This is a genomic window from Pseudomonas sp. Eth.TT006 (assembly GCF_054456575.1).
In genome coordinates, this window is sequence record NZ_JBTJEN010000003.1 from 129,448 (window position 1) to 154,090 (window position 24,643).

Annotated in this window: 20 protein-coding genes; 10 read left to right on the forward strand and 10 right to left on the reverse strand. The window is 60.3% G+C overall.

All coding sequences use genetic code 11. The annotated features are described in order from the left end of the window. Positions 1-33: 33 nt before the first annotated feature. Positions 34-7,071 (reverse strand): NEL-type E3 ubiquitin ligase domain-containing protein, encoded by a 7,038-nt coding sequence (locus ACXR0M_RS06620; protein WP_458831033.1) that lies wholly within the window; start codon positions 7,069-7,071, stop codon positions 34-36. 170 nt (positions 7,072-7,241) lie between these two features. Here ACXR0M_RS06620 and ACXR0M_RS06625 point away from each other — a divergent pair, with 170 nt between their 5' ends. Then, the gene (locus tag ACXR0M_RS06625) at positions 7,242-7,460 is read left to right on the forward strand and encodes a DUF2970 domain-containing protein (RefSeq protein ID WP_145598435.1); all 219 of its coding nucleotides are present in this window, start codon (positions 7,242-7,244) and stop codon (positions 7,458-7,460) included. 6 nt (positions 7,461-7,466) lie between these two features. Here the strand turns inward: ACXR0M_RS06625 and ACXR0M_RS06630 are convergent, their stop codons facing one another. Next, positions 7,467-8,540: an ABC transporter substrate-binding protein gene (locus ACXR0M_RS06630; RefSeq protein WP_458831034.1), complete on the reverse strand. Its 1,074-nt coding sequence runs from the start codon at positions 8,538-8,540 to the stop codon at positions 7,467-7,469. A 524-nt stretch (positions 8,541-9,064) separates the two neighbouring features. On the opposite strand from ACXR0M_RS06630, the gene ACXR0M_RS06635 reads away from it, so the two are divergent. Then, positions 9,065-10,723, forward strand: a complete 1,659-nt coding sequence (locus ACXR0M_RS06635) for a nitrite/sulfite reductase (protein WP_458831035.1) — start codon at positions 9,065-9,067, stop codon at positions 10,721-10,723. Then, positions 10,707-11,201 (forward strand): DUF934 domain-containing protein, encoded by a 495-nt coding sequence (locus ACXR0M_RS06640; protein ID WP_458831037.1) that lies wholly within the window; start codon positions 10,707-10,709, stop codon positions 11,199-11,201. Before ACXR0M_RS06635 ends, ACXR0M_RS06640 begins: the two co-directional genes overlap by 17 nt. A gap of 67 nt (positions 11,202-11,268) precedes the next feature. On the opposite strand, the gene ACXR0M_RS06645 is transcribed toward ACXR0M_RS06640, so the two are convergent. Both ACXR0M_RS06645 and sohB read right to left on the reverse strand, forming a co-directional pair. Next, positions 11,269-12,531 carry an NEL-type E3 ubiquitin ligase domain-containing protein gene (locus tag ACXR0M_RS06645; protein WP_458831039.1) on the reverse strand — a complete coding sequence of 421 codons (1,263 nt, stop codon included), beginning with the start codon at positions 12,529-12,531 and terminating at the stop codon, positions 11,269-11,271. 399 nt (positions 12,532-12,930) lie between these two features. Then, a complete protein-coding gene (gene sohB / locus ACXR0M_RS06650; RefSeq protein WP_458831041.1) occupies positions 12,931-13,962 on the reverse strand; it encodes a protease SohB in 1,032 nt (343 codons plus the stop codon). Positions 13,963-14,167: 205 nt separating this feature from the next. On the opposite strand from sohB, the gene ACXR0M_RS06655 reads away from it, so the two are divergent. Further along, positions 14,168-14,878, forward strand: coding sequence for a histidine phosphatase family protein (locus tag ACXR0M_RS06655; protein ID WP_458831043.1), 711 nt, complete (start codon positions 14,168-14,170; stop codon positions 14,876-14,878). A gap of 57 nt (positions 14,879-14,935) precedes the next feature. Continuing rightward, on the forward strand, positions 14,936-15,253 hold the full coding sequence (locus ACXR0M_RS06660) for an SCP2 sterol-binding domain-containing protein (protein WP_253501224.1): 318 nt from the start codon (positions 14,936-14,938) through the stop codon (positions 15,251-15,253). 57 nt (positions 15,254-15,310) lie between these two features. On the opposite strand, the gene ACXR0M_RS06665 is transcribed toward ACXR0M_RS06660, so the two are convergent. The 3 genes from ACXR0M_RS06665 to ACXR0M_RS06675 are packed head-to-tail and all read right to left on the reverse strand — an operon-like array spanning position 15,311 to position 17,490. Then, positions 15,311-15,901 carry a hypothetical protein gene (locus ACXR0M_RS06665; protein ID WP_458831045.1) on the reverse strand — a complete coding sequence of 197 codons (591 nt, stop codon included), beginning with the start codon at positions 15,899-15,901 and terminating at the stop codon, positions 15,311-15,313. Further along, entirely contained in the window at positions 15,898-16,950 is a 1,053-nt protein-coding gene (locus ACXR0M_RS06670) for a hypothetical protein (protein WP_458831047.1), read from the reverse strand. The genes ACXR0M_RS06665 and ACXR0M_RS06670 overlap by 4 nt, the downstream gene beginning before the upstream one ends. A 12-nt stretch (positions 16,951-16,962) precedes the next feature. Continuing rightward, positions 16,963-17,490: a PAAR domain-containing protein gene (locus ACXR0M_RS06675; RefSeq protein WP_458831049.1), complete on the reverse strand. Its 528-nt coding sequence runs from the start codon at positions 17,488-17,490 to the stop codon at positions 16,963-16,965. Positions 17,491-17,835: 345 nt separating this feature from the next. Here ACXR0M_RS06675 and ACXR0M_RS06680 point away from each other — a divergent pair, with 345 nt between their 5' ends. The 4 genes from ACXR0M_RS06680 to ACXR0M_RS06695 all read left to right on the forward strand — a co-directional run bounded on the left by ACXR0M_RS06680 (position 17,836) and on the right by ACXR0M_RS06695 (position 22,913). Continuing rightward, positions 17,836-19,554 carry a hydrogenase maturation protein gene (locus ACXR0M_RS06680; protein WP_458831051.1) on the forward strand — a complete coding sequence of 573 codons (1,719 nt, stop codon included), beginning with the start codon at positions 17,836-17,838 and terminating at the stop codon, positions 19,552-19,554. 176 nt (positions 19,555-19,730) lie between these two features. After that, positions 19,731-20,594 carry a LysR family transcriptional regulator gene (locus tag ACXR0M_RS06685; RefSeq protein ID WP_045122483.1) on the forward strand — a complete coding sequence of 288 codons (864 nt, stop codon included), beginning with the start codon at positions 19,731-19,733 and terminating at the stop codon, positions 20,592-20,594. Positions 20,595-20,706: 112 nt separating this feature from the next. Next, positions 20,707-21,852, forward strand: a complete 1,146-nt coding sequence (locus ACXR0M_RS06690; RefSeq protein WP_458831053.1) for a sterol desaturase/SRPBCC family protein — start codon at positions 20,707-20,709, stop codon at positions 21,850-21,852. Beyond that, entirely contained in the window at positions 21,849-22,913 is a 1,065-nt protein-coding gene (locus ACXR0M_RS06695) for an SMP-30/gluconolactonase/LRE family protein (RefSeq protein ID WP_458831055.1), read from the forward strand. Before ACXR0M_RS06690 ends, ACXR0M_RS06695 begins: the two co-directional genes overlap by 4 nt. A gap of 133 nt (positions 22,914-23,046) precedes the next feature. Here ACXR0M_RS06695 and ACXR0M_RS06700 read toward each other — a convergent pair whose 3' ends face one another. Together ACXR0M_RS06700 and ACXR0M_RS06705 are read right to left on the reverse strand one after the other, a co-directional pair. Next, entirely contained in the window at positions 23,047-23,211 is a 165-nt protein-coding gene (locus tag ACXR0M_RS06700) for a hypothetical protein (RefSeq protein ID WP_458831057.1), read from the reverse strand. Positions 23,212-23,320: 109 nt separating this feature from the next. Further along, a complete protein-coding gene (locus tag ACXR0M_RS06705) occupies positions 23,321-23,563 on the reverse strand; it encodes a DUF465 domain-containing protein (protein ID WP_458831059.1) in 243 nt (80 codons plus the stop codon). 204 nt (positions 23,564-23,767) lie between these two features. On the opposite strand from ACXR0M_RS06705, the gene ACXR0M_RS06710 reads away from it, so the two are divergent. Further along, on the forward strand, positions 23,768-24,289 hold the full coding sequence (locus ACXR0M_RS06710) for a DUF4142 domain-containing protein (RefSeq protein ID WP_458831061.1): 522 nt from the start codon (positions 23,768-23,770) through the stop codon (positions 24,287-24,289). Between the two features lie 56 nt (positions 24,290-24,345). On the opposite strand, the gene ACXR0M_RS06715 is transcribed toward ACXR0M_RS06710, so the two are convergent. Further along, positions 24,346-24,612 carry a hypothetical protein gene (locus ACXR0M_RS06715; RefSeq protein WP_458831063.1) on the reverse strand — a complete coding sequence of 89 codons (267 nt, stop codon included), beginning with the start codon at positions 24,610-24,612 and terminating at the stop codon, positions 24,346-24,348. Between the last annotated feature and the right edge of the window lie 31 nt (positions 24,613-24,643).

Sequence of the window (24,643 nt, forward strand, 5' to 3'; positions counted from 1 at the left end):
ACACACCGGCGTCGCAGAACGGGTCGTTATCGCTCAGGCGCCTGTCAGCTGTTTTGACGAACCGGGTACGGGCGCGTTATCGGCCGACGCGGTAATGCGCTGAATTTCCTCGCGGGTCAACTCGATCAGCTTCGCATTACGCGCCGCCGTGTGGTCGAACAACCGGCTCAGATACTCCGGATCATCGGCAGCCATCGCCTCATCCTCGCCCTCCTCCGCCAACGGTGCTTCGTCCAGCGCCCGGATCGCCTCAGGCTGCTGCTCCTTGAGAAAGTCCAACCAGTAATCACGCTGGATCAGGTCCTCCAGAAACCGGTCGGAGTGCTCGGCCCTGATCACCTCGGCCCGCGCGTCGCGCAATTGGTGCGGCGTCACACCCGAGGCAAACGACATGTTCTTCGGTTGGCCTGGCAGCTCCAGTCCGTCCTCCCAGCCCCCCGTCAAACCAATGCGATAACCCAGGCGCACTTCTGCTTCGTCGAAGCCACTGCGTGCAGAGGCGGCTTTCGCCAATTGATCCACCGTGTCCAGCCGGAACAGTTGCCGCGACAACGCCAGCAAAGCCTTGCCCCTGACCGCCGCCCGCCCTTCAGGCAGATCGAGCAAGGCATTGTGGGTAAACACTTTGCTCTCCAGACCACTGAAGGTGAGGATGCGCCCGTCGACACAGGTGCCGTGGGTCGTGGAACCGGCAAAGATGATTTCCCTCAGCTCAGTGTCGGCGGCAGCGGCCTCCATGACGCCCCACACCCGGCGGGTCAGGTCGGCATTGGCTACCCGGAACTCGCGAGTATCCTGCAACCGTTCAAGCAGGTGGAAAAATGCGCCGCTGTCCGGTTCAGCCGCCAGTTGGTCCCAGAGCCTGTCGCGGCCCGTGGCCTCTTCCGGGGGCAGATTGGCCAGCCATGGCGCTTTTTGCCCGGCATGCGCCTGTGCGTCCGGAAGCATTTCGTCGGACTCGATACTGTCGGTGGTTTCGGTAAGCCCGGAGGCCAGATCGTCGACCATCTCGTCAAGCTCGGATCGGCTGAGGCCCAGCACACGCTCGCGCCCGCTTGTCGCCTGATAGTCGCGCAGCCGCTCGAGTGCATCCTCGGCGAGATAGTAATTGTCCGTCAGATCGGTGCCGTCCAGCAGCCGCTGGTGGCCGCCGTCAAACAGTCCTTCGGGAATTGTAGTGATGTCGTTGCGGCTCAGATTCAACGTACGCAACTGTTCGGCATCGAGCGCACCGATCGGCCACTCGAAGAGGCTGTTGTTGCTCAGATCAAGCGTTTGCAGTGATTCGAAATAGTTGAGATCGAACGAGTCAAGGCTGTTGTAGCTCAGATCGAGCCAGCTCAAATGCCTGAGACCGGACAAGCTCTGGTACAAGGTCTGCGGATCGTAGAACCGATTGCTGGACAGCTCCAGGCGCTCGATGGCAGCCATGTGCATGATCGCTGGCGGCAATGTCTCCAGCTCGTTGCCATTGAGCGTCAGCGCTCGCGCCTGAGAGAAAACAGCGAGAAACCCGTCGGAGCCTTCGGCGGTGATTCGGGTGCCGGTCAGGTTCAGCGAGGTGACATGTGCGAAATCCGCGGGTAACGGCGGCAGGTCCCCGAGTTGCAGGCCATTGAGGTCCAGCACAACGTTCGCCGACTCCACCGCGCCGGGCAGTTTCGCCCGCCAGCAGCTGAGGATGCGCCATGCCGCCAGGCTGCGCTCTTGCGAAGAAATCACCCAACCGCTACCGCTGCTTTCGCGGGTATACAGCCAGCCATTCAAGCGCCGCACCAGCGTATCGAAGGTCTGGTTGCAGGCATTGATCCGCTCGGCGGTTTCAATCTCTGACAGCCCGCTGCGACGCAACTGCTCAATGGCCTCCAGTGCTTGTTCGTCGCTGAACCCCGGCTGCATACGCTGCAGTTGTCTGATCATCAATACCTGTCCTTCACCGGCCGGCGCCGACGGCAATGGCAGTAAATGCCGGGCAACCGAGGCACCATCTTCGGCGGGGGGAAATTCCGCCGGGACCGGCTCAGCGGCAAACGCTTGCAAAGCTCCATCCGGCAGGCCGATTTCAAGCTCGATCTGTTGCCGCGCCGCTTGCAGCGCTGCAGCTGCGTCCGGTGTGAGCGGCGCCCCTGTGAGGTTGGTGTGAATCAGCACCTTGCTCTGCAGCACGTTCGGCGGCAGAGCAGAAATCCTGCTGTCGCGCAGATCCAGCCAGGTCAACTGCTGCAACGTTTCAGCACCGGAAGGCCACACTTGCAGATTCGAGCCTTGCAGGTTCAGCGCCCTCAGGCGCGGCATGTCGCCCACCGCAAGCTCACTCAACGGATTGTTGCGCAGATCCAGATATTCAAGCGCTGGCAACGTCTCCAGAGACTGGCGCAATGCCTGCGAGTCAGCCAGCAGATTGCCCGCGAGATTGAGCCTGGAAAGCCGAGGCAATTGACCAGGAGCAATCGGACATTCGCCCAAGGCGTTGTCGCTCAAGTCGAGGTTTTGCAACTCGCTGAAGGCCTCGATAAAACGCCGTACCTGCGTGGCGCCTGCGCGCTGCCCTTGCAAGAGCAAATTGCGCACATGGGAAAATGCCTCGGGCGGCAGCGCCGGCAACTCACTGAACATCAATCCCGACAAATCCAGGGTCGAGGCACTGATGGTCGAGCCATAACGCTTGAACAACCCCTTGCGCCAGTTGGTTCTCAGGACTCGCGCCGCATTCAACCGATGGATCAGCTCCAGCATGTTTTCCTGGACGGGCCTCAGGCGGTGTGTCCACTCCAGCAACCGCCCGTCCACTGTTGCGAATTGCTCGCTCAAGGCTTCGATGGCAGTGAAACGTTGATCCGCATCGGTCCATTGCTGGAAGAACCGGCTCTGCACGTTCTCCAGCGATTCATTCACGCCATCGCACAGGCGCGTCAATTCACCGCGGCAATAATCGCGAACCATCACTTCCTGATCGATCAGATGCGCAGGCCGGGTCTTGACGTATTCGTACGCGCGCTTGAACGACTCGCGAGAAAAACGCGACCAGTCCAGCGACAGACCCGACCAGACTTTCTCATGCCCCCCGAGCAGTTCCGGGGGGACCGAACTGATCCCGGTATCTCTGAGGTTCAGGCGTTCAAGATCAGGCAGCTCAAGCACCCCGGTCGGCCAGTCGAGGAGCGAGTAGGCGACGATGTCCAGCCTGCGCAAATGCCGCATCCGGCTGACATCGAACGCGATCGGTTCATAGCTGGCCGAGCAGACGGTCAAGGCCTCGAGCCGGGTCAACTGGCTCAGGCGCTGCGGCATGGCGCTGGCAAAAGGGCTTGCGCTGTACAACGAAAGATCGGTCAGCTGCGGCATCTGCTGCAAAGCCAGCGGGAGATGACTGAACGATTCGCCAGTGGCATTGATGCGCAACGTCTGCAGGCTGGGAAACGCACCGAGCAGCACATCAGCGTTGGCATCGGTGATACAGCGCCCTCTCACGCTCAGGTCCCGTACATGGGAAAAGTCCGCCGGCAATGCCGGCAGGGGGTCGTCGCTGACGATGTCCAGACGCGCGGCGGCGGCGCGGAATTCGCTCAAGGGTGCCGAGCGCCAGCACTGCTTGAGGTTACGCACGACACCCGACTTGCCACCGATCAGAGAGGCCAGCACCGGCTCGGACGCTGCATCGCCTTCCCATTCGGCGAGCGTCGATTCAAGTGCCTGCCATTCACGCTGACGTCGCTGCAAAAGCTCATAGATCTGCGCATCGCTCTTGCCCGAGGCCATTTGCGTGAGAATGAAGCCACCGGCGTCTCGGTCGGTCAGCGCCGGATAGACATCCTGCACCCGCGTGACCAGCAACGGATTGACGCCTTGACCACGGCCACTGGCGTAGTAACCCAGCCTCCCGCCCGGCAAACGAGCCGGCGCTTTGAAGCCCTTGAACGCGCCATAGCGCTTGCCGGCCAGACGACTCAGTCCGCTGCGGTTGCGGGTGATCTGATCAAGCACCGCCTGACGCAAGCCAGCGCTTTGCCCGACATGGGGAACACCCAGTGCCTGGCGGGTTTCGTCGGGCAAGGCATGCATGAGCGAGGCGAAAAAATTATCGCCATGGCGCGGCTCACTGTTGAGCGCCTCGCCCTCTTCATTGAATGCCTGGAAGGATTGCCCCTGCCTGACCAGGTACTTGCGCTGCCCGGCCTGTTCATCGCCGACACTGTCGATCAAAGGCCCGTGGACGCTGCCCTCTCGTAGCTCCAGACGGATATCATCCGGCCATCCGGGCAGTTGCGCCAGCGCTCGCAGGGCCAGCCAATGGCTGTCGCCAGCGCTGCAATTTTCCATGTGCAGACCGGCCAGCGCATGATCGAACCGCCGCTGGCGCGCATATTCGCGGGATCGCTCGAGCAGTCTCAACGGCACATGCCGGCCTGATTCAAGACGGGCAAGTTCCTCGGCATTGGCCTCCAGCAGCACCCGCCTTGCGGCATCGCTGCCAAGTCCGGGGGTCATTCTCTGTAGCAGGGCAATTCGTGGATCTTTCGTCACGGGTTCGGCATACAGCTGTTCGAACAGGGCCGGTTGACGTGTTTTCAGAAAGTCGGCCAACAGCTTGCTGAAGGTCTGTGGTCGGGACTCGACCAGGCGGGCTGGCTCGGCGCCTAGCAGTCTGATCACTTGCGCCTCGTCGAGCTGCGCCAGGATCCGCGCCGGCATCTGCCCGCCGAGCACCTCGGCGCGGGTCAAGCGGACCGGTGCCTGGGCGCTGTCAGCGGGCAATGAGGAGTCGGTACCGTAACGCACGCTTTCACCGACAAGCTCCGGATCTTCGAACAGCTCCAGCACACGGCCATCGGGCCAGCCGGGCATCTCGTTCAGCAAGGGCAGCGTCAGCAGATATTGCTCATCCAGAGGCGCAGCGTGCTCGACCTGATCGATGATGCGTGCGACGCCCTGCTCTGTTTCGAACAGGCGCAGTGCGTCGGCCAATGGCAAGGGCGCCGGTGCGTTATCCAGATGCATCTGGCGCAAGGCGTCATCACTGACACCGCTGACATCGGCAATGTGCAGCAACTGTTCATCCGCGAAGGCTGCGGTCGAGTGCCCCATGCGTCGCAACAGTGTCAAACGGTCCCAGCTCTGCGGGCGCTCCAGAGTATGGCGCCAGGCGCCCAGACGGTTGTGTTCGAGCATTGGTCGATAGGCTCCAGCATCGCGCGGATGCAGGATGCGCCACTTGTTCGGGCGGTGGTCGAAAAACGTCTGGTAAACCTTGTTTTGCAGTCGAATATAGGTATTGCCGTTCAACCGGTGAATGCCCTGAATATCGGGGACCGATGTCGCGGGCAGCGTGACTGCGCTTTCATAAGCGGCCAGATCAGGCTTCCATAGCCGCAAGCCGCCATCCGGGCGTCTGACCTGTTCCAGTTCTTCGATCACGGGCTCAGCCTTGATCGCGCTCAGTTTGCCAAGGCCTATGCCGACACCGGCCATCACCCCGACCAGCGCCAGGTTTTCCGCGACATCGACCAGGTGCGCCTTGGCCGCCCGACGATCATGCTCGGACCACTCGATTGCACCCTCGAACGTCTCGTACAGCAATTGACCGGCCATGACGACCAGCATGACTTCGCCAAGCACCGGGACGAACATCGACACCAGATTCAAGGCGAGCATGCCGAATTCCAGCAGATGTTCGAGCTTCTGCGCGCGCGCCTTGGCGTCGGCATCCGCCGTCGGTACCGCGTGAGCGCGGGCGTCAGCCAGCAGTTTTGCGTGATGCTGTTCGTAAAGGTATTGCCACAGATCGGTATTGGCTGCCCAGATCCCGGCCACGTCCTTGCGGGTGACACCAAACGGATTGATGTACGGATCCGCCACGGGCTGGCGCTTGCCCTGTTCTGGCGGCGGTAATTCCTTGATGCCTGCTACCGTGGATATCGGCGGAATGATCTGCGCGGCCTTCACCCAGAGCGAATGCAACGGGTCGGACGGCGAATCCGCCGAAGGTTCGCTGAACTGGCTGAAGTAATAAGGCCGGTCGGCATACGCTACGAACTGGCTGAAGAAGCGCTGGTAAGTCGTCGTCCCGCTTGCGTCCGGCGAGACATCGGTGGCCGTGAACCTGTCCTTGAATAACGCCTGCATTTGCGCCCCTGAACAGCGCTTGAGCGGCTGCTGCGGATCATGGGGGATGTAGACGATGAACTCGTTGGTATATCGATAGCGCTCACTGATACTGAAGACGACACACCCGGTCATCCGCTTTTTCATCAGGCTCAGATCGCGAAACCACACCGGTTTGCCGTCCAGACGCGGATGCACTTCACCGTCGACTACCGACAGGAGCATGCGGTAGTCGTCCGGCTCGATGTCCTTTTTCAGCAAGGCCAGTTCGGCGGCGGCGCGCAGCGCGGCTTTCTGGCTGGCGATGAATTGCTCGCGCAAGGTATCCGGCGCCTGGAAAAACGCCTCCAGCCGCTCTTGATACCGGGCACCGACGTCAAGCGTACGGCACAGCGAGAGAAACTGGCTGACGGTGATGCCTGGCTGCACCGCCTGGAAAGTGCCGGGGGTCGAGGTTTCCTGGACGAACCCGGACTGCCGATGAAACGCACCGTCCTTGCATTCCGAGGCTTCAAAGTTGTGCAGCGCAGCCTGCAGCAGCGGCAGCTTCAGCACTTCAAAGGATGACACTTCGATTTCCAGCACGCCGATCGCCAACGGACGTCTGAGGCATAACAGAGTCTGGTTGACGTCGACTTCAACGTTGAACTGCTCTTTGAGTGCCTTGACCAGCAGCGCCTCGGCGAAGGCCTCGACGCTTTCCAGGCCGGCCATGGTTTTATCCAGTGCCGTCTGCGCGACGAAACCGGCAGTGATCTGCGCTTGCAGGGTCCGTTGCTGGTTGGCGGGCAACGTCTGGTACCACTCGGGCAATTGCGTAGCGGTGGCCTTCATGGCTACGCGCCTTGCCGGGACGGCGCCGACCAGCCAGGCCGGTGTCGTCCGGGCGAGATGCGTGCTGTGCAGACTGGCATTGGCGCTGATCGCGTCTTCGAAGCGTAGCGGCGTGCGAGGGGGCTGGGTGGACATCCTGTCTCTCCGGAAAAATGGGAAGACAGAAAACCACCTTCGTACAACTCGCCTGCGGTACATAGTTACGACATCGACGGCAGATTGTTACCAGTCACGTCGGCAGGCCGGCCCTGCACTGCGCCGCGAATTGACTATGCTTTGCACATACACTTTCAGACGGGGGATTTATGGACGATCCAGTCGACAACAAGCCGCCGAGCTTCTGGCAAATGCTGCACAGCGTGATGGCTGCGGCGTTCGGGGTACAAAGCGGGAAAAACCGGGCAAGGGATTTCACCCATGGCAAGCCCGGCCATTTCGTGATCCTGGGGATCGGCTTTACCGCCGTGTTCGCCCTGACCCTGTTTGCTATCGTCAAACTGGTGCTGCATTTCGCCGGGGTCTGACGGCGGTCAGTGCATCAGGGTCTGCAGCTCGAACGGGTAACGATACGAAGCCGGGCGGCCCCTGGCGGACAGCTGGCGAAAATTCACGCCATACCCTGACGTCGCGCCCATCGCCAGCATCTGCCGGGCATGCTCCTTGTCGATCAGTTGCAGCAGGGACAACTGCCGATCACGTCCGCCGTGCTGGTTCAGGTCGACGCCCTGATCGTAGTCATGCACTTCCACCAGCGCCCAGCCGCCGAGGGTGAAATGGCCGCCCACCAAGGCGCTCAAGCGTCCATCGACCACCGCCTGCAGGGCCTCGGACGAGGTATTGACCGCGCTGAACAGCACATTCTTGCCCGGCACCTTGCCCGCTTCGGTAAACGCGCGCATGGCGCCGAAGGCCATTTCATCGTTCGCCGACCACACCAGCGACACCTTCGGATAACGCCCGACCAGTTGCCGCGCCTGTTCATAGGCGCGCTGCCGGTTCCAGCCGCCGTACACCAGCTGCCGCAGCCGCACCTGCGGGTGTTCGGCGAGGGCGCGCTGCATGCCGCGCTCACGCAATTGCGCCGACGGCGTGATCTTCAGACCGGAGAAGGCCAGCACGTCGATCTGCTCGCCATGGGCAACGGGCGGATGCAGGCGAATCAGCTCCTTCATCATCAGATACCCGCCCTCCTCGTCATTGGGCACCAGGCTGCCGATGCGATCGGGGCGCTCGCCGACCAGCGCCTGCTGATCGGCGGTCAGCACCGCGTTGACCATGAACAGCTTGACCCCGCTGCCCTCGGCCAGACGCAGAATCTGCGGGGCAATGTACTGTTCGTTGACGAACATCAGGTAGTCGGGCCGTTCTGGCCCCTGCAGGGCGAGCCGCGCCTGAGCGACGGTGAGTTCGGGCTGGCGTCGGGAATAGAGAATCTGCAAGTCGATGCCCAGATCGCGGGCGGCGGCCTGCATGAATTGCGAATAGCTGACCCAGAACGCTTCCTGAGTCGAACCCGGATTGAGGAACAGCACCGATTCGGCGCGTACCGCAGACCCGCAAAGCGCACCGCACAGCAGGAGGCCGAGATGGAAAAACTTCAACATGAATGAGCCGGGCCCAAGGAAAAATGGCCGCGCATTATAGCCCCCGAATCGGTGGCTATTGACGCCTGATCCCGTTTTTTGTCCGACAATCGTCGGAAGCGGACCCGGATTGGTCGTTTACTGATGACTGACCCAGAATACCGCCGTCCCTACGACCAGAATGATCAGGAACAAAATGGCCCACGCATCGACACTGCTATCGCTTTTCTTTGCCTTGGTCGGGTTGCTCATTGCATCGCCTCTTGTCGGTTTTATCGGTGATTGCAGAAAGACTCGATCACAGTTAAGACGATGATTGTCCCCGCGACAAATGTGGGTTAATCGACAACCGTTCGCGTTAGGCGATTTGGTTCTTTACATATACTCAAACATCACTTTTGCGCATAACTGCAAACGGGTATATTGCCCCGGCTCCGTTAGGGAGTGCGCGGCCGTGCGCGCGTAATTGCCGAGGCACCATCGGACTCCAGCAAGCGAAAACGCAGCGTTTTCCGAGTAGCCCAAAGCCTGAGAACAGGACTTATATGTACGTATACGACGAGTACGATCAGCGGATCATCGAGGACCGCGTCAAGCAGTTCCGTGATCAGACCCGACGCTATCTGGCAGGTGAGCTGAGCGAAGAAGAATTCCGCCCCCTGCGCCTGCAAAATGGCCTGTACATCCAGCGTTTTGCGCCGATGTTGCGTGTGGCAGTGCCTTACGGCCAGCTGACCTCGCGTCAGGTGCGCATGATGGCCAAGATTGCCCGTGACTACGACAAGGGCTACGCCCACATCAGTACCCGGCAGAACGTGCAGTTCAACTGGCCGGCGGTGGAAGATATCCCGGACATCCTCGCGGAACTGGCCACCGTGCAGATGCACGCGATCCAGACCAGCGGCAACTGCCTGCGCAACGTCACCACCGACCAGTTCGCCGGTGTCGCAGCCGACGAGCTGATCGACCCGCGCCCATGGTGCGAAATCATCCGTCAGTGGACCACCTTCCACCCGGAATTCGCCTACCTGCCGCGCAAGTTCAAGATCGCCGTCAACGGTTCGACCGCTGACCGCGCAGCCATCGAAGTCCACGATATCGGCCTGGAGCCGATCCACAACGCCGCCGGCGAACTGGGTTTCCGCGTGCTGGTCGGCGGTGGCCTCGGCCGTACCCCGGTGGTCGGCGCGTTCATCAACGAGTTCCTGCCGTGGCAGGACCTGTTGAGCTACCTCGACGCCATCCTGCGTGTGTACAACCGCTATGGCCGTCGCGACAACAAATACAAGGCGCGGATCAAGATCCTCGTCAAAGCCCTGACCCCAGAAGTCTTCGCGCAGAAAGTCGATGCGGAGATGGAGCACCTGCGCGGTGGCCAGACCACGCTGACCGAAGCCGAACTGCATCGCGTCGCCAAGCACTTCGTCGACCCGGACTACAAGGCGCTGGACAACCAGACCGCCGCGCTGGCCGAGCTGGACACAGCGCATCCGGGTTTTGCCCGCTGGCGCAGCCGCAACACCCTGGCGCACAAAAAACCGGGTTATGTTGCCGTGACCCTGTCGCTGAAGCCGACCGGCGTGGCGCCGGGCGACATCACCGACAAGCAGCTCGACGCCGTCGCCGATCTGGCCGAGCGCTACAGCTTCGGTCAATTGCGTACCTCCCACGAGCAGAACATCATTCTGGCGGACGTCGAGCAGAGCCAGTTGTTCACCCTGTGGGGCGAGCTGCGCGAGCAAGGTTTTGCGACGCCGAACATCGGTTTGCTGACCGACATCATCTGCTGCCCTGGCGGGGATTTCTGCTCGCTGGCCAACGCCAAGTCGATCCCGATCGCCGAATCGATCCAGCGTCGTTTCGACGACCTGGACTATCTGTTCGACATCGGTGAGCTGGACCTGAACATCTCCGGTTGCATGAACGCCTGTGGTCACCACCACGTCGGCCACATCGGCATCCTCGGGGTGGACAAGAAAGGTGAAGAGTTCTATCAGGTCTCCCTCGGCGGCAGCGCCAGCCGTGACGCCAGCCTCGGCAAGATCCTCGGCCCGTCCTTCGCCCAGGACGACATGCCGGACGTGATCTCGAAGCTGATCGACGTGTACGTTGAACAACGCACCGAAGACGAGCGCTTCATCGACACCTACCAGCGTATTGGTATCGACCTCTTCAAGGAACGCGTCTATGCAGCGAATCATTAAGAACAACGAAGTCGTCGACGAAACCTGGCACTTGCTGCCCAAGGATTTCAACATCGACGAGATCAGCAACTGCGACGATCTGATCGTTCCGCTGCAACTGTGGCGCGAACACAGCCGTATGCTCAAGGCCCGCGACGGTGGTCTGGGCGTGTGGCTGGACGCCGACGAAGAAGCCGAGGAAATCGGTGACGACGTGGACCAGTTTCAGGTGATTGCCCTGAACTTCCCGGCGTTCACTGACGGTCGCAACTACTCCAACGCCCGCCTGCTGCGTGACCGTTACGGTTTCAAGGGCGAACTGCGGGCGATTGGCGATGTGCTGCGCGACCAGTTGTTCTACATGCGCCGCTGCGGTTTCGATGCCTTTGCGGTGCGCGCCGACAAAGACCCATACGAAGCCCTGGAAGGTCTCAAGGACTTCTCGGTGACCTACCAGGCCGCCACTGACGAACCGCTGCCGCTGTTCCGTCGGCGCTGATCGAAAAACGCCTTGAGCCGGCAATCGGCTCAAGGCGTTGTTCATTCCGGGGCGGTCATTTGCAACATCAAATGTTTTGCGCCACTGGCGTGCCCGACACCTCAGGATCGACATGGCGTGCCAACGCCTCAGCCGTCAGTTCGCCGAGCAGTTCCCGCCGCTGGTTATTGAAATTGTCGAGGATGGCATTCATCTGCACTGAGGCTGCTTCTCGCGTCAGCTCCACCTGCCCTTCCAGTCGGGCCATCGCCTGCGCCGCCTGTTCGCTGATAGCGGAAAACCGCGCAACGTGGGCCGATTCCAGATACTCGATCCAGAACCTCTGAGCCATGCCCCAGTGACGCAAGGCGTCGCTCTGTTCGATGTTGACCACCTGTTGCCAGGCCCGATCCAGAGTGGTCTTGGGCACCTCGACACTCAGCGGGATGCTCAACGCCTGCGGCTGCGCCGGCAGATTCAGGCGTTGCGCCAGACCGACCCGGTAGGCCAGGCTGATTTCCAGCGCCTGATCGTAGTCCATGGGCGTGGTGTGAAAACGCGCACTGATGTCGGCAAGCGCCAGGCTCTCCACTTCCTGCAAACGAAACAGGCCCCTGAGCAGCGTCAACAATTGCGTCTCCAGTGCCTGCACACCGGTGGAGGCCGCCGCTCTCGCCCGGGCACACAAAACCAGCACCTGCATTTCACTGAACAGCGCGCTATAGCCGTCGACACTGACCCTGGCGCTGCGAGCAGCGTTGAACAGTGAACCACGCAGACGCTGATTGCCTGCCGCCGCCTCCACAACATCCCAGACCCGCTGACGCAGGTGCGGATAAACGCGGGTGAACTCTGCGGTATTCACCAATTGCAACAGCACATGGAAAAAATCAGCGGAATTGGGCTGCGCTTGTAATGCCTCCCACATCTCGCGCCGGGACGCGGCTACGCTGGCGCTTTCACCCGCCAACCACTGCAAACTCTGATTTTCCTGCCCCACGGCCTCCAATGAAGATTCGCGCGTACGCATCGCCGTCACGCCGAAACGGGCGCCCACGGTCGGCTGGTAAGTGACAATCTGTTTCAACGTATCGGAGGACAACGGATTACCGTGCAAACGAATCTGCGGCTGCCCGTGTGTGCTGTCGAACGCCTGAGCCGGAAGTCGCTCTATCCGGTTGTCACGCAAATCCAGCGTCTGCAAGCGGCGCAGAGCGGAAAGACGTTGTGGCCAGTGCGCAATCCTGCTGCCGCGTACGGTCAACTGTTCGAGATGCTCCAGATCACCAAGATCGGGGACCCGCTCCAGATGCGGATTGAAATCGAGGTGCAACGCGCGCAGGTCTTTCATTCGCCCCAATCGAGCAAGCGATGCTTCGGAGGAGAAATACACTCGCTTCGCTGCGCGTGCGGTGACTGGTAATAAGGCTGCTGTAGAGTTCGTAGCGTAATGCATCGGGGGCCGCCAACAGCCAGGGCGGTGCGTTCTTTTTGATCAAGTCAAAAAAGATGCCTTTCTGTTCAGACGTTGGAACGGGTATTGATTGTGGTTCAGACAAAGAAGTCATACTGATCTCGAATACTGAAAAGAATCATCAGCTTATCGAGCATGGTTTTTTATAAAAGCGCGAATAACAGATCAAAACAACGACTGCCCAATCAACATTTCAAACCTGATAAATATCTATATACCACCTCAATAAAAAGACCCTTCAGTGCAAAACAATGAAGGGTCTTTTTGCAGTCTGGTTTACCAGAAGCGTTGCTGGGTCAAACGACTCCACCCGTTCAACAACACGCGATCCACCGAGCCACTGGCCGCCATGCCTATGCGTTCCTGCAGGCTTTTGCGTTCGGCATAATGCAGATGGTAAACCTCGGCTTTCTTCGCCTTGTCAGCCAGGTATTCATCGCTGGTCTTGAGTTCGTCGACCAGTTGTTTGTCCAGCGCCGCAACGCCGAGCCAGACTTCGCCAGTGGCCACTTCATCAATGGCCAGTTGCGGCCGATAGCGAGCCACGAAGTTCTTGAACAGCTGGTGAGTGATGTCGAGATCTTCCTGGAACTTCTCCCGGCCCTTCTCGGTGTTTTCGCCAAACACGGTGAGGGTGCGCTTGTACTCACCGGCGGTCAGCACTTCGAAATCGATGTCGTGTTTCTTCAGCAGACGGTTGACGTTAGGCAACTGCGCAACCACACCGATCGACCCGAGAATCGCGAACGGCGCGCTGATGATCTTCTCGCCGATGCAGGCCATCATGTAGCCGCCACTGGCTGCAACCTTGTCGATGCACACGGTCAACGGCACGCCGGCCTCGCGGATACGCGCCAGTTGCGACGATGCCAGGCCATAGCTGTGGACCATGCCGCCACCGCTTTCCAGACGCAGTACCACTTCGTCCTTGGGAGTAGCGAGGGTCAGCAGCGCGGTGATCTCGTGGCGCAGGCTCTCGGTGGCCGAGGCCTTGATGTCGCCGTCGAAATCCAGCACGAACACCCGGGGTTTGGCCTCCGGTTTGTGCTTTTGCTTCTTCTCGCTTTTTTCCGACCTGGCCTGGCCCTTGCGCAGCGCCTTGAGCTGATCCTTGTCGAGCAGGGTCTGCTCCAGACGTTCGCGCAAGCCTTTATAGAAATCATTGAGCCTGCTGACCTGCAACTGCCCCGACGACTTGCGCCGGCCCTTGCTGCGCAATGCAGCAAAACTGGCGAGCACCACCAGAATGGCGACCACCAGGGTTACGGTCTTGGCCAGGAAACTGGCGTATTCGGTGAAAAACTCCACAGAGACTCCTTAAAACAATGCACGCAAGCAAAACTCGCGCGGGATAGGCCCAGCATACCCATGCACTGCGTCGTCGGCCAGCCATGAAACTTCCGGCAACAGGCCTGTAACGAGCATTTCAAACAAGCGTATGTTTTTTCATTGACAGCACTCCGTCATCCTCATAACCTCGCCTCAACCTTCAACGTACCGGGACGACGCGGACGTGGGCAGCATCTATCTGATACGACATGGCCAGGCCTCCTTCGGTGCGGACGACTACGACGTCCTCTCGCCGATCGGTGTGCGCCAGGCGGAAATCCTCGGTCAGCACCTGGCCGAATTGGGCATCCGCTTCGATCGCTGCCTGTCGGGCGATCTGCGTCGCCAGCAGCACACGGCGGCCAGCGCGCTGGAGCAATTCTCCGCCAAGGGCCTGCCGGTTCCGACGCTGGAAACCGACGCCGCGTTCAACGAGTTCGACGCCGACGCGGTGATCCGCGCGCTGATCCCGGCGATGCTGGCGGACGAACCGGAAGCCATCGACGTCTTGCGCAACGCCGCACAGAACCGCGCGGAGTTTCAGCGCATTTTCGCTCTGGTTATCGAGCGCTGGCTGGCCGGCACTTACGACACGCCGGGGCTGGAAAGCTGGCTGGGATTCGTCGAGCGGGTTCAGGGCGGACTGCAGCGCATTCTCGAACGGGCCGACGACAAGCAGAAAATCGCCGTATTCACCTCCGGCGGCACCATCACCGCCCTGCTCCACCTGATTACCCGAATGCCTGCCCGACAGGCCTTCGAACTGAACTGGCAAATCGTCAACACCTCGCTCAACCAGCTGAAATTCCGCGGGCGCGAGGTGGCTCTGGCTTCCTTCAACAGTCATGCACACCTGCAACTGCTGAAGGCCCCGGAACTCATCACGTACCGTTGAGTCCGGCTTACTGTGACCCTGCTGCAATCAACCAGCAAACCAAGAAAGGATCGAACCATGACCTCCGTAGCTGATGCCGTAAAAGCGATGCAAGCCAAGTTCAACCCAGCCGCCGCTGCCGGTCTGGATCTGGTGTTCGGTTTCAACATCACCGACGAAGACAAGCAGTACGCGCTGATCGTCAAAGACGGTACTTGCGACATCCAGGAAGGCGAAAACCCGAATGCCAACTGCACGCTGGTACTGGACAGCGAAACCCTGAAAGGTATCGTCAGCGGTGAAACCGACGGCATGCAGGCGTTCATGGGCGGCAAGCTGCGCGTTGAGGGCGACATGATGCTGTCGATGAAACTGTCCGAGCTGTTCCCGTCGTAAGACTGCGGTGCAGTACAAACAAATCCCGCCTTGATGGCGGGATTTGTCGTTTCAGAGTCAATGGATGCCGGCGTCGTCCAGCTCCTTGAAAACCTGTCGATCAGCGATCTGGGTCTCACTCTCGGAATACATTATCTGGACGCTGCCCCCAGGAATGATTTCACCGGTTTGAGCATTGCGGGCGAAAGTGATGACGTAGCGTTCGCCCTGATACTTCAAGTAGATATTGTAATAATCCTGCGGCTGATCCGGTGCCTCAAAAGCGCTGTAGCGATAACGAGTACGTGGAACCAGCATCGGCCATTCCTTGCCAAGCAAATCACCATTGACCGGTGGTTCCGCCGCCTCAAGGGCAACTATAGCGCCGGCTACCAACGCGTCGTTGTCGCTAGGTTTGAAAGGTAATGGTCTGTTACGCAGCATGGTTACGGGGCTTTTTTTTCCGTCGACAATATCACTACGGTACATGTCGTTTCGAAACCACTTTGAGGCGTCAAAGCGGTTTTCTTCCGGGCTCCAGTCGCCGTAATACATCATCACTTTCTCGCTCATCGCATTTTCCCTTGTGTGCAGATACAAACCTGTCGCACTAATAACCAGCAAAAAAGCCGCTATGGCACCCAGGCGCTTGCGAAATTCAATACTCATGGCTGTACCGGTTGCCCTTTTTTAAATTTCAGCTGCTGCTTCGGAGGTCCCAGTGGCGTATTGCCTGAACGCACCTTCCCGACTGCTCCATAATCGTCCAGCGGATAGCTCATGTTTTTCTCGTTTTTTGCGCGACTCTGGGCATGCATCAACAGTTTTTTGTCGTTTTCGGTAGCCAGCGCCGGCGGCTGAACCGGAGCTGTTTCTCCCGGCAGCTCCAAGGTGTCGTCTTTCTTTGACAATCTGTATTCAGCGAGACGTCGTTCGTAACCAGCCTTCTTGATCAAGTATGCAGATTTGGCTCGTGCGTCGGATGCCATACGCGCCTTCGCCCCCTCCAGGCCATCGCGTTCTGCATCGCTGCCATACGTTTGGTCGTAGAGACTTCGCCGCGGGTAGGCATGAACGGTTGCTCCGGTGGTATCGGCAAGTTTCTGTGCAAGGCTGAGTTCGTAATGCTCTTGGCCTTCACTGACCAGCGCCGTCTCATCTACTCCCAAACCGGTTCGGCACGCGTACGAAAAGATGTTGGCCCCCCAGGCAAAAGCATCAGGCTGCAACTGACTGACCTGGGCAGGCCCAAAGCGATAACTGACATCCTTTCCTTCGATTTCGTAACCGAACTCGATGTTGAACACCACGCCGTGGGCAAAGATGTCGAGCTGTTTGATCTCTCGCTTTTCCTCGACTCGCTTGTTTATGAAAGTAACCAGTTCAGCGGCGGAATCAATCTCAAGGTATTCAGCTTTGTACGTGTTAACGACAAGCTGCTTAAGCGTGGCGCGCATTTTGGCGTCGTACTCTGCGACAAACAGCAGAAAAAAGACTTTGTCCGCTGACCCCTTTTTAAGCTCGGAGTATTCTCTCAACTGGCCTACACCTTGGTTGATGAAACTCATCTTATTGCCGTAATTCCCGCGAAACTCCGTCCAGCGGCCAATGTGGTAAGACCCCACCACGGTGACGTAATCGTATTTGAGTGTGCCCTTGACCTGCGTTGTGCCGTGCTGATCGCTGGTCTTGCCCTGTTTTTTCTTCGGTGGCGCCACGCTTGACCTCCCTTAATAAGCGATGCCCAAGGCATCCAGGTGGGCGGCGGCATCCTTGCCCCATTGCACGACAATGGACGTTGGATCGGCGGTGAACACCCGTGCAGCGTTACCGTAATTGTCGGTGTGGCCGACAAGGCGCTGACCATCGCCGGTTTCAATGCAATAGAGCATGCCGGGAATGGCTTCTCCCGTGGTTTCATCGACCAGTTGGAAGCGCTCGCTGTGCTTGGGCACGGTAATGATCGGAGTGAACGGCGCGGAGCCGACTGCAGTGCCGACGAAGACGTCACCGGAACCGGTGATAATCATGCCGCCATGAGCGGTGGCGCTGCCGAGAAAGGCAATGGGTTTGCCGTTGATGAGGATGTTGCTGATGCCTTCGGTGACCGAGTCGCCGCAAGCAGTGCTATCGCCGACACGCAGCACGGGCATGCCGTTGATGTTCACGTTGGGTGAACCGCTGGTGCTCGGATTGGTTCCGTGACCGGTCACCGGACAGGCATTCAGATCACTGAGTCGAGCGGCAGGTTTTGCCATCATCTACTTCCTTGTATTGGCCAGGGCGCGGAATGTACCGGATCTGCACGACGGTTAAAAGTCTGTCGGCAGGGGTGTCGGGCAAAACGCTGTGGCAATACGACGTCGCCAATAAGCCTTCACCTCCAGGTGGTGCGCCCTCACAAACAGGCCCTCTTTCTGAGCACACATCAGGATAATCAAACCATCAAGAACAAGACCTTCCGTCGCCGCAGAAATATTGACTGACACAACCTTGACCCGGATCAGTTGCCTTCCCCGAAGCACTCTTTAATCTGCACGCTCCATCGAAAGCCAAGGACGGCTCACCGAGAGCCCGCGGCTACCCCTTCAAGGAAGAAAACCATGCGATCACTGAAGATTATTCTGCTGTCATCGGCGTTCAACGGCCTGACCCAACGCGCCTGGCTGGAACTGCGCCAGGCCGGGCACTCACCCAGTGTGGTGGTGTTCACCGATGAAGCCTCGGTATGCGAACAGATTGAAAACAGTGGCGCCGATCTGGTGATCTGCCCGTTCCTCAAGGACCGCGTTCCCCACGCCCTGTGGAGCAATCCGCGGCGTCCGGTGGTGATCATCCACCCGGGCATCGTCGGCGACCGCGGCGCCAGCGCGTTGGACTGGGCGATCAGCAACGAGCTGACCCGCTGGGGCGTGACCGCACTGCAAGCCGTGGAGGAAATGGACGCCGGCCCGGTCTGGGCCACCTGCGAATTCAACCTGCCACAGGGTTTGCGCAAGTCCGAGCTGTACAACGGCCGGGTCAGCGACGCGGCGATCCGCTGCATTCGCGAAGTGGTCGAGAAATTCATCGAAGGCTTTGTTCCAGTCGCGCTGGACTACACCGACCCGAAGGTCCGCGGCCGCCTGCAACCGAACATGAAGCAGGCCGACCGCACCTTCAGCTGGCAGGACTGCTCGCGCTTCATCAAGCGCTGCATCGACGCTGCTGACGGCCAGCCCGGCGTGCTGGCGAGTCTGGCCGGCGGGCAGTATTACGTGTACGACGCGCACCTCGATCAGCGCACCGGCATCCCCGGCGAAATCCTCGCCGTGCACGACGACGCAGTGCTGGTTGCCACCGGCGATCACAGCCTGTGGATCGGTTCGCTGCGGCGCAAACCGCAACCGGGCGAAGAAACCTTCAAGCAACCGGCGCGGCATGTGCTGGCCGGGCAATTGTCCGACGTGCCGACGCTCGACTGGTCGATCGCCAGCCAGCCGTTCAACGACGAAGCCTATCAGCCGATCCGTTATCGTGAATCCGGGCATGTCGGCGAGCTGACCTTCGAGTTCTACAACGGCGCGATGAGCACCGAACAGTGCCAGCGGATGGTCGAAGCGCTGCGCTGGGCCAAGTCGCGGGACACTCGGGTGCTGTTGATCAAGGGCGGGCGCGGCAGCTTTTCCAACGGCGTGCACCTGAACGTGATTCAGGCGGCGCAGGACCCGGGCGCCGAGGCCTGGGCGAATATTCAGGCAATCGACGATGTCTGCGCCGAACTGCTCAGCGCACGGCAACTGGTGGTCAGTGGCGTGACCGGCAATGCCGGGGCCGGCGGCGTGATGCTGGCATTGGCTGCCGATATCGTCTTCGCCCGCGCCGACATCGTGCTTAATCCGCATTACAAGAGCATGGGCCTCTACGGTTCGGAATACTGGACCTACAGCCTGCCCCGCGCGGTCGGCCCGGCCATGGCCGAGCAACTGACCCAGGCCTGCCTGCCGGTCAGCGCCACACAGGCGCTGCAACTGGGCATGGTCCAGGAAATCGGCCCGCGCTGCCCGGACGAGTTTTCGCTGTGGCTGCTGCAACGGGCCAACGCCGCACTGACCGATCCGACCTATGCCGCCGTGCGCGAACGCAAGTTGCGTGTAGACCAGAAGCTGATCGAGCAATGCCGGGACAACGAACTGCAAGAGATGCAGGAAGACATGCTCTACAACCGCAACCAGTTCGCCGAAAAGTGCAGCCATTTCGTCTACAAGCGCAAAGCCTGCGGCACCCCGGCGCGGCTGGTGGCGGACTGGGCGCGGGTGCGTTCGGTCGAGTTGGCGGGCTGATCTTCGCCGCCCACCACGGCCTCATCGCTGGCAAGCCAGCTCCCACAAATTTTGTGTCATACACGACATTCGTGAATAACACGGAACCCTGTGGGAGTCTGGCTTGCCAGCGATGAACGATGACGCGGTATCAAGCCGGCCCTTACAATGCCCGCACCTCAAACACCGGCCCGCCCATGGACATCGACCTCGCCCGCACTTTTCTGGAAATCGTCCGTCACGGCAGTCTCGCTGCGGCGGCGCAGAAGCTGTTCGTCACGCAAACGGCAATCACCGCCCGGGTGCAGAAACTCGAAAGTCAGCTGGGCAGTACCCTGTTCGTGCGCAATCGCGCCGGGGCGAAGTTGACGGCCAATGGCGAAGCGTTCGTGGTCTACGCCAATCAACTGGTGCAGACCTGGGAAGCGGCGCGGCGCGATCTGCCGCTGCTGGACGGCTATCACAACGTGCTGCACATCGGCGGCGAGGTCAGCCTGTGCAACCCGTTGATGCTCAGCTGGGCTGCCGAATTGCGCGAGAAGATCCCCGGTCACGCCTTGCGTATGGAAATCCGCGACGGTGAAAACCTGCTGCGTCAGCTCGAACTCGGCGTGCTCGATGCCGCGCTGGTGTATCAACCGGAATACTGGCCCGGCCTGCAAGTCGAGCAAGTGCTAGAGGAAAAACTGATTCTGGTGCGCGCGCCGAACCGCCCGGATCCTTACGTCTACATCGACTGGGGTCCGGACTTCCGCCGCCAGCACGACGCCGCCCTGCCCGACAAAGCCAAGGCTGCTCTGAGCTTCAACCTCGGCCCGCTGGCCCTGCAATACATCCTCGAACACGGCGGCAGCGGCTACTTCCGCACGCGCGTGGTGCGCAGTTATCTGGAAACCGGTGCGCTGGAAGCGGTGACCAAGGCCCCCGAATTCGGCTACCCGACCTATCTGGTGTACGCCCGCGAACGTGATTCGGCGACGCTGCAGCAGGCCTTCGATCTGCTGCGTCAGGTGATCGCGACCGATGATGACTGGTCGCAGCGCTGGAACCCGTTGAGCTGAAGCGGTCGCTCTGTACCGGAGCATGGCACAACTGACCTCAACGTCCGGTCTGCACCCGCGACCGGATCGGCTACGCTGCCGGGTATAACAACAATACCCGCAGGTGAATGGAGTGAGGCAGACCACCGAGGCATTTCGCAGCCGCTACCGGGCGGCGATCCATCCGCGCTACAACCCGTGGCTGCACGGCGCGTTCGTGCTGTTGTTCGGGGTGCTGGCAATCGGCGCGTTCTGCAGCAACGTGCAGCAGGTTCAGCCGCTGGAATGGCTGAGCGTGCCCGCGACTTTGCTGTGGTTCAACTTTGCCGTGTACATGGTCCATCGCCATCTCGGCCACCATAAAAAGACTTTCGCCAAGCTGTTTTACGCACGGCATGCCGGTGACCATCACAGCTTTTTCACCCCCGGACACATGACCTACGACGGCGCGCGCGACTGGCGGGTGATTCTGTTTCCGGCCTGGCTGATCGTCGTGCACACGCTGCTCTTCACCCTGCCGCTGTGGTGGCTGCTCGCGCAGCTCAATGCCAATGTCGCCGGACTGTTCGGCGCCTGCATGGTCTTGGGTTATCTGACTTACGAGGTATTCCATGCGTGCGAACATCTGCCGCCGCAGCATCCGCTGAGTCGCCTGCCGTGGATCCGCCAGATGCGTCATCTGCATGAACTGCATCACCGTCGCGAGCGCATGCAGGAGCGCAATTTCAATATCGTTCTGCCACTGATGGATTACCTGTTCGGCACCCTGTACTGGGAGCCACCACCCGCCCCGTTGCACTCTTCGAGATCGCCCATGACCCGCATGCAGCACCAGATCGACATCGCCGGCGAACCGGTCGCCGTGCTTCGTTACGCCGCCAGCGTCCAGCACTGGCCCGAATGGCACCCGTCGTCGCTGAAGATCGACGGCCCGCAAGGCCCGCTGCAGGCCGGCGCACGCTTCGAAGAAGACATCCGTGCCGGCGGGCGCGCCGGGCACTTGCGCTGGGAAGTCAGCGAATACCTGCCCGGCCGGCGCTGGTGCGCGCGGGCGCGCGGCGATCAGGGTTTATCGCTGCAACTGACTTACGAATGCACGGCTGCCGCCGAGGGCACGCGGTTTGTGCGGACTCTGGATTATCGATTCGATAGCCTGGGCATGCGCGTTGCCAATCAGTTGCTGCTGAAACGACGCATCGAACGCGAATCGGCTACATCGATGCAGGCCCTGCGGGACAGGGCCATGCAACGCCTGGCGCTGACGGGGCAGACGTCATGAAGCGCGTGCTGTTGCTACTGCTCATCCTGGTGATCGCGTTCCTGTTGTTGATGCCGACCAAAGTGCAACCGGTGGCCTGGAAGCCGCCAGCAGCTCCGCCGCTGAAAGACGGGGTGTACGCCGAAAACCAGCGCCTAAAAGCGGTCGAGCAGGTCGGTCCGGGCGATATCGACGGCCCCGAAGCCCTGTTGCTGGAAGGCGACTTCCTGATCACCGGCCTGCACGACGGGCGACTGATTCGCACCAGCCTCGACGGCAAAACCCGCCAGGTGCTGAGCGACACCGGCGGCCGTCCGCTGGGGCTGGCGCGGCATCCCAACGGCTTGCTGGTGATCGCCGACGCGGTCAAGGGTTTACTCTCGCTCGACGCCCAGGGTCGGCTGATCCCGCTGACGACCGAAGCCAACGGTGTGCCGTTCGGTTTCACCGATGATGTGGCCATCGACCAGTCCGGGCATTACGCCTATTTCAGCGACGCCAGCAGCCGCTGGGGTTACGGCCATGACGGCGAGGCAATCATCGAGCACGGCGGCGACGGGCGCCTGCTGCGCTATGACTTTCAGACCGGCAAGACCAGCGTGCTGCTGGACAAACTGCAGTTTGCCAATGGCGTGACCCTTGGCCCGGACGGCGCCTATGTGCTGGTCAATGAAACCGGCGCCTATCGCATCAGCCGTTACTGGCTGAGCGGTCCCAAGGCAGGCACCCAGGATGTGTTCATCGATAACCTGCCGGGGCTGCCGGACAACCTTGCGTTCAATGGCAAAGACCGCTTCTGGGTTGCGCTCTATGCGCCGCGCAACGCCTTGCTTGATGCCAGCGCCGGGCATCCGCTGCTGCGCAAGATGATTGCACTGAGCGTGCTGCCCAAACCGGTGGAGAAACGCGGGTTTGTGCTGGGACTGGATCTGCAGGGCAAGGTAATCGCCAATCTGCAGGACGCCAGCAGCGGCAATTACTCGCCGATCACCACGGCGCGGGAGTATGGCGACTGGTTGTATCTGGGGTCGCTGAAGGCATCGCATATGGGGCGGTTGCGGTTGGCGGAAGCTTTGAAGTGAGTCTGCAGGTTTTTGTGCTGACCTGACTGACGCCCTCGCTGGCAAGCCAGCTCCCACAGGATTTGTGAGAGCCTGATGACTTTTGGTCCATCCGCAACCATGTGGGAGCTGGCTTGCCAGCGATAGCGGTCTGTCAGTTGCCGGATCTATCGAACTTTTCGGGATCCTCGTCTTCAGGAATCTCCTGGTCCGGCTCTTCCGGCAACTTCGTAGTGCGCGCCGGGCTGTTGGGCTCCGGGTGCGTCGGCACCGGGTCGAATGCGCCCTGCTCTTCACTGGGGAATCTGGGTGTGGTCATGAGGCACCTCGCAACGAGTCGTGGAATGCAGACTCTGAACATTCGAGGTGCCGAAGGGGCTGGTCGTTCCAGTTGATCCGCAACCGCAGGTCGGCGGATCAGCCGGCGCTCAGGACGGCGCCTGCAAATGGTCGACAATCTCGTCTTTGATCTTCAGCCGCTTGTCCTTGAGTTTTTTCAGTGCGTCGTCGCTGGGGGCGTCGGAGGTGGCGGTTTCGGCTTTGACCACGTCGGCGTCGGCCTCGAAATACTTGTTGATCAGTGAATCCAGTCGTGGATCCTCGGTGCGTTTTTGCTGGATCTCTTCCTTCGTGCAGCTCAAGTCCTGGTACAGGTCATGGGTCACCGGCATGGAACACCTCCGTCAGTTGATCGACAGCCGCCGCAATCGATAGCGTCGGCCCGTCTCAGAATGGCCTTGGTCGGGGCGTTCTGTCGACCTCCTGTCAGACCAGCGGTTGCCGTTCGTCGCCCTGTCGGAAATGCGATCAAACCTTTGCCCGCCCCGCCGCCTCCATTGAATAACCTCAACAATAACCTGAGTGGAGAAACACCAATGGACGGATTCAACCTGCGTCATCTGGTTCTGGCAGTTGCATTGAGCAGCGGCATGGGCAGTGCTTTCGCCGCCACCTCGAACAGCTTCGTCGACAACGCTGCCGCCGGTGGCATCGCCGAGATCGAGACCAGTCGCCTGGCCCTGGAAAAAAGCCAGTCGGCCGACATCAAGGCGTTTGCCAACATGATGATCACCGACCACAGCAAGGCCAACGATGAGCTGGCCAGCATTGCCAAGGCCAATGGCATCGAGGTGCCGGACGACACCACCCTGGTCAAGCAGGCCAAGGAAAAGATCCTCGACATGCGCGATGAGTCCTTCGATGCGGCCTATGCCAACAACCAGGTCAAGGCCCACGAAGAAACCATCGAACTGTTCAAGAAAGAGGCCAACACCGTCACCGACGACAAGGCCAAAGGCGCCACTGAGCTGAAAGCCTTCGCGCAGAAAATGCTGCCGGCGCTGGAAAAACACTTGACCGCCGCCAAAGAGCTGCAGGCCAAGCATCCAAGCAAGTAATCGCGTAGCGAAAAAGGCCGCATTCATTGAATGCGGCCTTGTTGTTTGTGCTGTGATCAGCCCCCGTCTGTGTCAATATCCGCGTCCGTCTCTTCACCCGGCCGGGCACGCTCAGGCTGCGGTTCGAAACCGGGGCTGAACTCGTTGTCGTTGTCGGTATGGCGGTTCTTTTGATCCACCGCCGGATCGGCACTCTGTGCCTGATCGCCGCTGCCCTGTTTCTGGGTCGGCGCGGGCTGCCCCGGCACGTTTGGGTCAATCGCCGGGTCATTGCGGTTGATCGAATCTGCGGATTGATTTTGCTGCTCGGTCTGCTCGTTCATAGGCACCTCGTTTTTCATCACCGACTGAAAC